Origin of the sequence: Candidatus Chryseopegocella kryptomonas, from assembly GCF_001536065.1 — a bacterium.
Classification (GTDB): domain Bacteria; phylum Bacteroidota; class Ignavibacteria; order Kryptoniales; family Kryptoniaceae; genus Kryptonium; species Kryptonium kryptomonas.
Window position 1 is genome coordinate 1 of the sequence record NZ_CZVW01000015.1, and the last position, 12,477, is coordinate 12,477.

Sequence of the window (12,477 nt, forward strand, 5' to 3'; positions counted from 1 at the left end):
AATTCGTGGTGCAAGACAACATAATTTAAAAAACATAAATCTTGACATACCGAGGGAAAAATTAATCGTAATAACAGGTGTCTCTGGTTCTGGAAAATCATCGCTTGCGTTTGATACAATTTATGCAGAGGGACAGAGAAGATATGTTGAGTCGCTTTCCGCTTATGCAAGACAATTTCTTGACATAATGGAAAAGCCCGATGTTGATTTAATAGATGGATTAAGTCCCGCAATCTCAATTGATCAAAAATCCGTAAGCCACAACCCCCGTTCAACAGTCGGAACTGTAACAGAAATTTATGACTATCTTCGGCTTCTTTTTGCAAGAGTTGGCGTTCAATTTTGCTATAACTGTGGTAAAAGAGTTCAAAAGCAATCAACAGACCAGATCGTTCAAAGCATACTTAAACTCGGTGATGGGAAAAGAATTGAAATTTTTGCTCCCGTCGTTCGTGGGAGAAAGGGGCATTATAGAGAACTTTTTGAAAAAATTTTAAAAGATGGATTTCTTCGCGTTCGGGTTGACGGCAAGGTTTTAGAAATTACACCCGGAATGCAAGTTGATAGATACAAAATTCACAACATAGAAATTTTAATTGACAGAATAACGATTTCAAAAGATGCTAAAAGAAGAATTTACGAATCTGTTGAGCTTGGACTTGAATATGGGGATGGTTCTATAATCGTAAATGATGGGAAAGAGGATTTGTTTTTCAGCAAACATCTTGCTTGCGTTGATTGCGGTATAAGTTATGAAGAGCTTTCGCCAAATTCATTTTCTTTTAATTCACCTTACGGAGCATGTCCAGAGTGTGACGGGCTTGGGGAGAAAAAAGAGATTGATTTAAAACTTGTGATCCCAGATGAAAATGTTTCAATCTCGGATGGAGGAATTGCTCCATACGGAAAAGAAAGAGATACATGGGAATGGTCACTTTTGAAATCTGTTGCAAAAAAGTATGACATTGATTTGAAAAAACCAATAAAAAAGTTAACAAAAGATAAACTCAACATAATCCTTTACGGTGCAGGCGACGAAAAATTTTCGGTTAAATACACATACTCCGATGGTTATGTCGCAACATACACACACAAATTTGAAGGAGTTATAAACCATTTAAAACATTTATACAACAACACAACATCGGAGGGAATTAGACAGTGGGTTGAAAGTTTTATGAGTAGTCAACCTTGCAATGTTTGCAACGGAAAAAGATTAAAAAAATCATCTCTTGCAGTCAAACTCGTTGATGCGAAAACTGGAAAGAAAACGGGAATTGATGAGATTGTTTCAATGACGATTAAATCTGCTTACGATTTTTTTGAAAATTTAAATCTTACAGAAAGAGAAACTTTGATCGCAAAACAAACTTTGAAAGAGATAAAATCAAGATTGAAATTTCTTCTTGATGTCGGACTTGATTATCTCACGCTTGATAGACCGGCAAGAACTTTATCCGGTGGTGAATCTCAAAGAATACGGCTTGCAACTCAAATTGGCTCACAACTTTCCGGAGTTCTCTATGTCCTTGACGAACCAAGCATCGGATTGCATCAAAGAGATAATTTAAAACTTATACAATCGTTGAAAAACCTGCGCGATCTTGGAAACACAGTTATAGTTGTTGAACACGATAGAGAAACAATTGAAAACGCAGATTTCGTCATTGACCTTGGACCTGGTGCGGGTGAAAATGGTGGTTATGTGATTTCAGTTGGAAAACCTTTTGAACTTGATAACAACTCAATTACTGCACAATACCTCAGGGGTGAAAAGAAAATTGAAATTCCAAAGAGACGAAGAGAAGGAAATGGAAAGTTTTTAATTTTGAGAGGTGCAAGCGGAAATAATCTTAAAAACATTGATGTAAAATTTCCACTTGGAAAATTTATCTGTGTGACAGGTGTAAGTGGTTCTGGAAAATCAACATTGATTGATGAAACGCTTTACAGAATTCTCAAAAGACATTTTTACGGTTCTGGCGAAGAACCTCTCCCATATAAATCAATTGAAGGGATTGAACATATTGACAAAGTCATTGAAATAGATCAATCTCCAATCGGTCGGACGCCGCGTTCAAACCCAGCAACATACACGGGTGTTTTCACATTTATAAGAGATCTTTTCTCACAACTTCCGGAGTCGCGACTTCGTGGATACAAACCGGGAAGATTTAGTTTTAATGTAAAGGGTGGAAGATGTGAAGCATGTGAAGGTTCAGGGGTTAAAAAAATTGAGATGCATTTTTTGCCCGATGTTTATGTTGTTTGTGATGTTTGTAAAGGTAAAAGATACAACAGAGAAACGCTTGAGGTAAGATACAAAGGAAAATCAATAAATGATGTTCTTGACATGACAGTTTCAGAGGCGCTTGAATTTTTCAAAGACATCCCAAATATAAAAAGAAAATTGCAAACGCTTTATGATGTCGGACTTGGATATATAAAACTTGGTCAACCCGCACCAACTTTGTCCGGGGTGAAGCTCAAAGAGTCAAACTTGCAACCGAACTTTCAAAAGTTGCAACAGGAAAAACACTTTACATCCTTGACGAACCAACAACGGGATTACATTTTGACGACATAAAAATGTTGCTTGATGTTTTGAATAAACTTGTTGACAAAGGCAACACAGTTATAGTCATAGAACATAATCTTGATGTTATAAAAGTTGCTGATTGGATAATTGACTTGGGTCCGGAGGGTGGAGATGAAGGTGGCTACATTGTTGCTGAAGGGACCCCTGAGGAAGTTGCACAAAATCCAAATTCTTACACGGGGAAATTTTTAAGAAAAGAGCTTGGGCTTGAATGAGCTAAAAGTTTTTGATTATTTCATTCAACCACGGCATCGCTTGGGTTATAAATCCCGGTCCATGATGTGCAAGAAAATCATAAATTCCCGGAGTTATAAAAACAAGTTCGTTTTTTATCGCTTCAACATCTCCAAATCTTTTATGTAAAGAATCAAATATTCTCGCTTTATCTCTATTTTTTGAAAACATCTTCGGCTCATAGATGATTATATCCGGATTTAAATTCTTAACACTTTCATCATCTGCATAAAGCCATTCAGAAGGATGATTCCCGAATATATTTTCACCACCGAGAATTTCAATTGCATCTGTTATATAACTATAAGCACCGAATGTCACAGGAGCGCCGAAATCAATTTCAACATAAATTTTCGGTTTTTTGCCTCTTTCAAAATTTTTTGAGATTAAACTTGATAAATTTACCATCAATTTCTTCTCAAGTTCTCTTGCATTTGAAAAATATCCAGCAACTATCCCAACCTCACAACTTGTTGAAATTATCTCAACAACATTTGGAGGAAGACGCACGGGATAAACTTGAAATTTATCTTCAAGTTTTTTGATTAGTTCAAGTTGATATCCTGTTGTTGTGAAAATTATGTCGGGATTTAACTTTTTAAGTTTCTCATCTTTAAAAGTGTTATAACTTCCAACGATTGTCTTTTTTCTTGCCTCTGGTGGTCTAACACAATAGACGCTCACACCGACGACAAATTCCCCAAGCCCCATCTCAAAAAGCGCCTCTGTGACAGCAGGGCTGAAACTTACTATCCTTTCACATTTATCTGGAAGATTTAATTCTTTCCCTGTGATTTCATTATAAACTTTTCGCAAGTGTAAACTTAATTACTTTTTGCGACAGCGATCTTTTCTTTAAATTTTTTGCTCTCATTCTCTGGATTTTCAGATTTCAATAACGCAGATACAACAGCAACTCCATCTGCACCAGCAATTAAAACATCCTCAACATTTTCAAGCGTGATTCCACCCGAAGCAAAAACAGGAATTTCAGAGCCAAGGATTTCTTTCGCCCTTTTTATCATTTCAAGAGGAACTATCTCGCATGAATCAACCGAAGAAGATGGAAAAACAGAGCAAAACGAGATATAATCAATCCCATTCACCTTTGCCCATTCAATTTTTCTGATGTCATTACCGCAGGTTACTCCAATGATTTTATCCTCACCTATAATCTTTTTAATCTCAAATCCTGATTTATCGGGTAACTCATAACTATCAAGGTGAACTCCATCTGCATTGAGTTTAACACAGAGTTCAATATCATTTGCAACAAGCACGGGGACATTGTATTTATGTGAAATTTCAATTATTTTCATCGCAACATCAAATAATTTCTCAAAATTTTCTTTCCACTTTGTTTTTTCAGCCCAGATTTGAATCACATCAACCCCGCCTTTAATCGCTTTCTCAACGATTTCACAAAGTTTTTCAACTCCAAATTTTTCCGCTGAATTTATATCAACAACGAAATATAAACCACCTTTTATCTTCATCTTTACCTCCATCCTTTATTTATGGCGTTTATATAAGCATTCCAGTAAGGGTCTGCCTCTGGGTAAGTTAATGCTTCTTTCGTTCCATCTTCATTCTCAATCCACATTCCATAAGATGGCTCTGCAAAATAACCAACTTCCACTGCTTCAATTCCCGCTTGAGAAAGTGTTTTTATAAGTTCAGAAACCTTGCTCTCTTTTACTGCGATAATCAAAGTTCCTTCGCTCAAAGAAATGTATGGATCAATTTCAAAAAGTTCACAAATTTTCCTTGTTATTTCAGAGACAGGGATTTTATTTTTAAATACATTAACACCGCATCCACTTGCAACCGCCATCTCATAAATTCCGCCAAGAACTCCACACTCCGTTGCATCGTGCATCGCACTTACTCCATCATCACGAACTCCAATTTTAACGGCAGTTAAGGCATCATCAACGACGGAAAATTTCCAGAAATAATTTTGTGCTTTTTTTAAAAAGTCCGAGCCAAAATTTTTCTCTATCGTTTCTGGGAAAACGCGAGCAAGAATTCCCGTTGTCGCAATTCCAGCACCTTTTGTTATCACAATTCTATCGCCTGGCTTTGCCATATTTGATGAGACATATTTATCAATATCTGAAACTGCTATAAATGTTCCACCGCCAACGATTGTGTAATCAATTCCAAAAAATTTTCCAGTATGTCCGCCAACAATTGCTATGCCAAGTTTTTCGCATTCGCGATGAAATGCATCCCAGTAAATTTCAAATTCTTCTTTTGTGATCTGTGGTGGAAGGTTAAAATCAAGAACTGCATACATCGGCGGAACACCGCTCGTTGCAAGATCCGAAGCAAGAAGATGAACCGTAAGCCAAGCCGAATCTTCAAACCCAAGTGCAGGAATTATTGAAAGCGGATCGGAGGTCAGAATAAGAACCTGTTTATCATTTAACTTTACAACCGCATTATCGCAACCGTAGCCAGGTCCAACAATAACTTCATCTCTTCTTGCACCAAGTTTTGGATATATCACATTGTCAAAAAATAACTTTCCAACTTTTCCAAATTTTGGGAAATCAACTTGCATATTTTCACCGATTTTATTTGAATTTAACTCCAACACCAAGGAAAGAACCCAAAAATGGAATTTTCACCAATTTTTTAATTCCAAAAATTTTCGGGAAAACAGCGCAACTCCAATCAAGAAATTCAAATTCTCCATCAACAAACGCCTGCTTGATTTTCTTTTTAATCATCGGCAAGGAATAAAATCTCGCATTGAAATAGTATGGATTTTTTCCAAGTTTCACTTGAATAATTCTTCTAATCGTTGGCAAACTCCACCTGTTCATAAGCCCCATAACTATTCCACGCCTTGCAACTCTTCTTGCTTCTCTAAACACGCGAACAAGAACAGGCATATACACAAGGTAAGCGACAAAACGGTCAACATGTAAAGATTTATCTTTAAAAGGTAAAAATTCAGCTCTTGCGTTGACAAATTTCCCATCCTTCCAAAGTTCTTTTGCGACACCAAGCATAACAGGCGAAATATCTGCACCGACAACTTTGTATCCAAGCGAATTCAACCACCTTGTGAAGTGCCCCGTCCCACATCCAACTTCAAGAATCTCACCTACGCCATCTATCTGATCAAGTAAAAATTTTAACAGATTTTTCTCCTGGATATCCGCTTCTTTATATTTCCCCTCATAAAAAGATTCATAAACCTTTGCTATTTCGGGTTGAAAATACCAAGGCGTAAATGTCTCTTCTCTTGCCATCGCTTTTCTGCAAATTTGTTTTAAAAATTATCTTCCTTGACGCTGTATTTTCTCAACTGTTTCAACAAACTTTCAAAATCTTTCGGCAACCTCGCTTCAAACTCAACATATTCTTTTTTCCTAAAATGGAAAAATCCAAGCCTCAAAGCGTGCAATGTTAATCTGCTCATTAACGGTTTCTCTGGTTCGTCTTCTTTTGGTTTATATTTTTTCTTTATCTCCGAAAGAAAAATCTCCTGCCTGCCACCGTAAACAGGATCAATAGCAAGCGGATGTCCAATCGCTTTAAAATGAACGCGAATTTGATGCATCCTCCCCGTCAATGGTCTTACTTCAAGGAGTGAGAAATTTTCAAATTCTTCAAGAACTCTGTATTCGGTGATTGATCTTTTGCCATTTTCATAATCAACTTTCATCGTTCCGGGAAGTTTCGGATTCTCGGAAAGCGGAATATCAATTCTGCCTTGTTTGTTTCTTAAATGTCCAGTTATTAAGGCAAGATAAATTTTTTTGACTTCGTGTTCTTCAAATTTTTCGCTCAAATCGGAATGTGCTTCTTCATTTTTCGCAAAACAAATGACCCCGCTTGTTTCTTTATCAAGCCGATGCACGACGAAAATCTCACCGTATTTTTCTTTTAAAATGTCATAAAGATTGGGGATACCACGAGCAAATCTGTCGGGAATTGTGAGAACTCCGGCTGGTTTGTTCAAAACTATAAAATCTTCATCTTCGTAAATTGTTTCAATCTCTTCAATTAACTCGTCAGGTTTCATATTCCGAGCGGGAAATTTTTAAAAATTTAATTTTAGAGAGAACTCCAGTCCCTGATGCGGTTTAAAATTTAACTCCGGCTTCAAATTAAATCTTTTTGCAAGTATAAAAGCATCTATTGCACTTGTGAAGTGATTTACAATTACAAAAACAAGGGCAAACTTCGCATAATACTTCATCGCACGACTTTTGATCCTGATGTCCTTATATTTTTGCCTTGATTCGTCGCTGTTCCACCACCAGAAAAATTTTTCAGGGTCATAAATTTTGTCGTAGCTTCTATCTCTACCCTTTCTCTGATTAAAATCAAAGACGCTTCTGTAATTTTCAATATCAGAGAAAAAGTCATCATTTTTATTCACGGGATCAATACCTGCATTTAAGATGGCAAAATTTATAGCGTCATCATTGAGCCATCTTCCGTATTCGTTCAATCCAAAATAAACAAGCCAAAGCGAGATTTCAGAAGCGATAAAATACTTACCTACATCAAACCTGTCAACATAGATTTGCCCTGCCCCCGGCAAAATCAAAGACATTGTGAAGGCAAGCGCTGGTGATTTCTTAATATCTTTCCCCGAAACAATCTTTTCGTTTATCATCAACCTTTCAAAATCGCCCGCACTCAAAAAATTTGCCAGAAAAAATAAGATGAAAATTTTTTTCATTTTAACTTAGCCAGTGTTAATTTACCTAACTGATGATACATGCCTTAAAGCAAGTTTGACAAGTTCCTCTACTGTAAATTCTCTCTTTTCATTTTCTTTAAGAGCGAGACGAATTGCTTTCTCCGCAACCTGTCTTGTAAAACCAAGCGATATCAAAGCAAGAAGCGCTTCATTGCGAACTTCAACTTGATCCGTGCTTATAAGTTCAACTTTCTTGCCAGCAAATTCAATCTTTGCAATTTTATCCTTAAGCTCAACTATAACTCGTTCTGCGGTTTTTTTGCCAACTCCCGGAATTGAAACAAGAGTTGAAACATCACCACGCATAATTGATTCCTTTAATTCATCAACGCTCATTCCCGACATAATAGCTTGAGCCATCTTCGGACCAATCCCAGAAACTGAAATCAAAAGTTTAAAAAATTCTCTTTCTTCAACCGTTGAAAATCCGTATAAAACCATTTCTTCCTCACGAACGATAAGATATGTGTAAAGTTTTGCCGTTGAACCCGGATCGCCAATTTTATCGTAAACGGTCACCGGAATATTCACAAGATAATTTACACCACCTACATCAATCACAACCTCCGTAGGAGCTTTGCTTACAACTTTTCCTTCAATTGCAAAAATCATTTTCTCTTTCGTTTTGACTTTATTAAAATATCCTCGCCTTCAGAGAGAAACTCCGGATGAGCCTTTAAAAATGCTTTCCAATCTCTGAATCTAACATATTCAGGCACAAGAGTTCTATTAATGTGACAAATTGCAATAGCAAGAGCATCTGAAACATCGTAAAATTCGGCAAAGTTTTTTAAGCCAAGGATTGCCCTTACCATAAATTGAACTTGCTCCTTTGTAGCGTTACCTCTTCCGACAACTGCCTTCTTGACTTCACGAGGAGTGTATTCAAAAACTGAAATTCCGGAGTTAACAGCTGAAAGAATCACAACTCCTCTGACATGACCAATTTTAAATGCGGATTGAAAATTCTTTCCGTAAAATGCGGTTTCAATTGCAAGTTCAGTTGGATGATGTAAATTTATGATCTCGGTAATTTTATCGTAAATTTTTTTCAACTTTACCGGGAAAATTTCTTCCTCATCAAGTTTAACGATGCCATAATCAATCACTGTTAACTTCGTCCTGTCAAGTTTCCCACCTTGCTCCATAACTTTGATTACGCCGTATCCAGTGATATTACTTCCCGGGTCCACGCCAAGGACAATCATCTAAATTCACCATCTGAATTTAAAATTTTAAACTCCCATTTGCTTGCTGTATTCTGCAAGGACGCTATCATCAATTTCAAAATTAGCATAAACATTTTGGACATCATCGTGATCTTCAAGCGCTTCAAGAAGTTTCAAAAGAAGTTGAGCATCTTTGCCTTCAACTTTGACGGTGGTTTTCGGCAACATTCTCACCTTTGCATCATCAAATTTGATGTTATTCTTTTCAAGCGCTTCACGAACTTGCTCAAGGTTTTCCGGTGCAGTTATAACCTCAAAGAAAGTATCATATGACTTCAAATCCTCAGCACCTGCATCAAGTATTATCGCAAGGATAGTGTCCTCATCATATTCTTTTGGAATTTGTATAACTCCTTTTCTTTCAAAAATCCAAGCAACGGAGCCAGCTTCACCCAAACTTCCATTGTGTCTACTCAAGATATTCCTTATTTCAGCTACGGTTCGGTTTTTATTATCCGTTGTTGATTCAATGTAAAGTGCAACTCCGCCCGGACCATAACCTTCGTAAACCACTTCTTCATAAGCAACGCCTGGGAGTTCGCCCGTCCCTCTTTTGATTGCTCTTTCAATGTTTTCCCAGGGCATGTTTGCTGCTTTTGCATTTTGAATTGCGATCCTCAATCTTGGATTTGTCTCAGGGTTTCCACCGCCTTGCTTTGCTGCAACGGTTATCTCTTTAATAAGCTTTGTAAAAAGTTTTCCCTTCTTTGCATCTACAACCGCTTTTTTGTGTCTTATTTGATGCCATTTTGAATGTCCTGACATAGCTTACACCTCCTGAGTTTTACTTTAAATCTTTTACTTTAAATTGAATTACCTGCTGTCCATTCCAGTTTCCCTCGTCAAATGTAAAAACGACGCTTGCTCTTTCCCTTCCCGAAAACTCACCGTAAAGATCACCAAGTCCATATCCAACCGCATCAACTGTCACTCCATTTGATTTAATTTTAAATTTTAAATGATTGTTCCCGAAAGTTTTTACATCAGAAATTGAAACATTGGGAGCAAGAAAAACGGGTTCCGGGTTCCCCGGACCATAAGGTTCAAAATTTTTCAACAATCGCCAGTATTCGTAAATTGACTCTGAAACTTCGTTTATATCAACCATCGCATCAATGTTAATTTCCCGAACAAGCATTTCATCATTTACTATTTCATCCGCAAATTTATTTATCGCAATTTTGAAATCATCAAGTTTTTCTGGGTGAAGGATCATTCCAGCTGCGTGTTTATGCCCACCAAATTGAATGAGCATTTCTTCACATTTTTTTAACGCATGGTAAATGTCAAAATTCGGGATGCTTCGTGCCGAACCTTTTAAAACTCCATCAGCGTAGGTTAAAAGTATCGTTGGTCTGTAATACTTTTCAACTATCTTTGATGCAACAATTCCTATAACACCTTGATGCCATTTTTCATTGTAAAGCACAAAAACTTTATCTTTTTCAAAAATTCCATTGCTTTCAATCATATTAACAGCTTCTTCAAATGCGGTTCTATCCAAAGCTTGCCTTCTTTCGTTTTCTCTGTCCAGTTCCTCTGCCCAGATTGAGGCTGAACTATAATCATTGCTTATCAAAAATTCAACAGCCCTTGTCGCATCGCCGAGTCGCCCAACCGCATTGATTCTGGGTCCGATGATGAAGCCGATGTGCCATGTGTTAATTTTTTTACCTTTTAATCCAGCTTTTTCAAGAAGCGCAAGAAATGAGACTCTCGGATTTGATGAGTTTAGAAGATCAAGCCCATACTTGACAAGTATTCTATTCTCATCAACCAATGGAACAACATCAGCTGAAGCTGCAACTGCAACGAAATCAAGATATTGATACGGATCTATATCAACATTAAGTTTTTTCTGTAAAGCTTGGATAAGTTTGAAAGCAACACCACAACCTGAAAGATATTTAAATGGATATTGACAGGTTTCTTTCAAAGGATCAAGCACAGCATACGCATCTGGAATTACATCCCCCGGCTCGTGATGATCGCAAATTATAACATCAATCCCGAAATTTTTAGCAAACTTCACTTCATTTATCGCAGTAATCCCACAATCAACAGCTATCATAATTGAAGCGCCCTTTTCATAAGCTCTTTGGATACCAACTTTTGAAATTCCATAACCTTCTTTAAATCTATCCGGAATGTAAACTTCAACATTTGCACCGAGCTCTTTTAAAAAAAGATAAAGCATAGATGCCCCCGTCGTTCCATCAACATCATAATCTCCATAGATCAAAATTTTTTCTTTGTTAAGAAGAGCCCGTTGAATCCTGTCAACCGCCTTATCCATATCTTCCATCAAAAATGGATCATACAAATCGTTCAAACTTGGATTGAAAAACTTTTCCATTTTTTCTCTTGTATCAATTCCTCTTGCGACCAGAACTTTTGCGATAGCTTTAGGGATGTTAACTTCGCTTGAAAGTTTCAAAATTTTCTCCTGATTTTGAACCTGTGATATTTTCCATCTGTTTTTCAAAGCACGAACTTGGATTTATTTTTAAAAACCTGGTGCGGGTCTATAAGCCAAATTCTGTCTATCCCACGCAAAAGTGGGAGAGGTGGTTATTTCTCTTCTGCGACCTACCCGAGAGTCCTTCGCCATCAAAGGCGAAGCTGAGGCGGGCAACCTCAGCCCCGTTTTTCAACAGGGGTCCTCTCCTATTTGGTCTTGCTCCATAAGGGGTTTACCCTGCTCCCGATATCGCTATCGGGACGGTGGGCTCTTACCCCACCTTTTCACCCTTACCCCGACTCAAAAGTCGGGGCGGTATGTTTTCTGTGGCACTTTCCATCTCCAGCGGATGTGGCCACTGGAGTTCCTGATTGCTCAGGACTTAACGCCCTAAGGAGTTTGGACTTTCCTCCCTCTGCTTCAAAAGCAGAGGGCAACCACCCGACCCGCACCAGAATTTACTTTAAACTCTCAACCGCTACCTTATAAACCTGATCCGATATCAAAATACGCCCGCACGACTCACAAGAATAAATCCTATTATTCTGCGAAATCTCAACAAGTCGCTGAGCTGGAATCCTCGCACCACAACCACCACAATTTCCATTGTTAATCGGCACTACAGCCGGAACCCCAAGCGCATTTATTACTCTGTTATACCTTGCCAAAAGATGCGCATCAACATCTTTCACAAACTTATCTCTAACCTTTAGCAACTTCTGCTCATCATCTTTTATCTCACTGTCAATCTCCTCAAGTTCTTTCTGCTTCTCCTCTAACTCATCTTTCATCCTTTTCAATTCTTTCTCATCTTCCTTTATCTCTTCCTCAAGCTCACCCTGTTGCTTAATAAGTTGACTCCTTTTCTCCTTAAGTTCCTCAATTCTTTCATCAGCATCACTTATCTGTTTCTGCAAAGTATCATATTCACGATTTGATTTTACCTGCGTCAGTTGTTTTTTCCATTTTTTCTTATTCTCGTTTAATCTACTTATTTCAATGTCAGCATCATCAATCGCTTCAATTACATTTTTAAGCATATCCTTTTTCCGCCGTAGGTCTTCCTCCAGTTTTTCAATTTCCTCGCTCAGCGACTTAATCTCATCAGGTAAAGTTCCTCTCTTCCCAGCAATCTCATAAAGCTTGGTATCAATCAACTGCAACTTATAAAGAGCCACCAGCTTCTTTTTCAATTCCACAACCTCATAAATTAATTTTTATTTTTAAA

Annotated in this window: 11 protein-coding genes, 1 other RNA gene and 1 pseudogene; 1 reads left to right on the forward strand and 12 read right to left on the reverse strand. The window is 37.5% G+C overall.

The genetic code is table 11. From position 1 onward, the window contains the following. Position 1: 1 nt before the first annotated feature. Positions 2 to 2,814: pseudogene (gene uvrA / locus AWW83_RS06915) on the forward strand (excinuclease ABC subunit UvrA). Between the two features lies 1 nt (position 2,815). Here the strand turns inward: uvrA and AWW83_RS06920 are convergent. From AWW83_RS06920 to AWW83_RS06975, 12 genes are all read right to left on the reverse strand, one after another. Beyond that, a complete protein-coding gene (locus tag AWW83_RS06920; RefSeq protein WP_092350277.1) occupies positions 2,816 to 3,649 on the reverse strand; it encodes an ABC transporter substrate-binding protein in 834 nt (277 codons plus the stop codon). An 8-nt stretch (positions 3,650 to 3,657) separates the two neighbouring features. Next, positions 3,658 to 4,329: a thiamine phosphate synthase gene (locus AWW83_RS06925; RefSeq protein ID WP_092350367.1), complete on the reverse strand. Its 672-nt coding sequence runs from the start codon at positions 4,327 to 4,329 to the stop codon at positions 3,658 to 3,660. Between the two features lie 2 nt (positions 4,330 to 4,331). Next, positions 4,332 to 5,399 (reverse strand): AIR synthase family protein, encoded by a 1,068-nt coding sequence (locus AWW83_RS06930; RefSeq protein WP_143713915.1) that lies wholly within the window; start codon positions 5,397 to 5,399, stop codon positions 4,332 to 4,334. A 13-nt stretch (positions 5,400 to 5,412) separates the two neighbouring features. After that, positions 5,413 to 6,096, reverse strand: a complete 684-nt coding sequence (locus AWW83_RS06935) for a class I SAM-dependent methyltransferase (protein ID WP_092350281.1) — start codon at positions 6,094 to 6,096, stop codon at positions 5,413 to 5,415. 20 nt (positions 6,097 to 6,116) lie between these two features. Beyond that, a complete protein-coding gene (locus AWW83_RS06940; RefSeq protein WP_092350283.1) occupies positions 6,117 to 6,872 on the reverse strand; it encodes an RluA family pseudouridine synthase in 756 nt (251 codons plus the stop codon). A gap of 18 nt (positions 6,873 to 6,890) precedes the next feature. After that, positions 6,891 to 7,472, reverse strand: coding sequence for a DUF5683 domain-containing protein (locus AWW83_RS06945; RefSeq protein WP_143713916.1), 582 nt, complete (start codon positions 7,470 to 7,472; stop codon positions 6,891 to 6,893). An 87-nt stretch (positions 7,473 to 7,559) separates the two neighbouring features. After that, complete coding sequence (gene ruvA / locus AWW83_RS06950) at positions 7,560 to 8,171, reverse strand: Holliday junction branch migration protein RuvA (protein WP_092350287.1); 612 nt, start codon at positions 8,169 to 8,171, stop codon at positions 7,560 to 7,562. Next, positions 8,168 to 8,767 (reverse strand): crossover junction endodeoxyribonuclease RuvC, encoded by a 600-nt coding sequence (gene ruvC / locus AWW83_RS06955; RefSeq protein ID WP_092350289.1) that lies wholly within the window; start codon positions 8,765 to 8,767, stop codon positions 8,168 to 8,170. Before ruvC ends, ruvA begins: the two co-directional genes overlap by 4 nt. 27 nt (positions 8,768 to 8,794) lie before the next feature. Then, positions 8,795 to 9,553 (reverse strand): YebC/PmpR family DNA-binding transcriptional regulator, encoded by a 759-nt coding sequence (locus tag AWW83_RS06960; RefSeq protein ID WP_092350291.1) that lies wholly within the window; start codon positions 9,551 to 9,553, stop codon positions 8,795 to 8,797. A gap of 19 nt (positions 9,554 to 9,572) precedes the next feature. Then, entirely contained in the window at positions 9,573 to 11,273 is a 1,701-nt protein-coding gene (gene recJ / locus AWW83_RS06965; protein WP_159421133.1) for a single-stranded-DNA-specific exonuclease RecJ, read from the reverse strand. Between the two features lie 27 nt (positions 11,274 to 11,300). Next, positions 11,301 to 11,702, reverse strand: an RNA gene (gene rnpB / locus AWW83_RS06970) — RNase P RNA component class A. Between the two features lie 5 nt (positions 11,703 to 11,707). Continuing rightward, on the reverse strand, positions 11,708 to 12,442 hold the full coding sequence (locus AWW83_RS06975; RefSeq protein WP_143713917.1) for a zinc ribbon domain-containing protein: 735 nt from the start codon (positions 12,440 to 12,442) through the stop codon (positions 11,708 to 11,710). Positions 12,443 to 12,477: the final 35 nt, after the last annotated feature.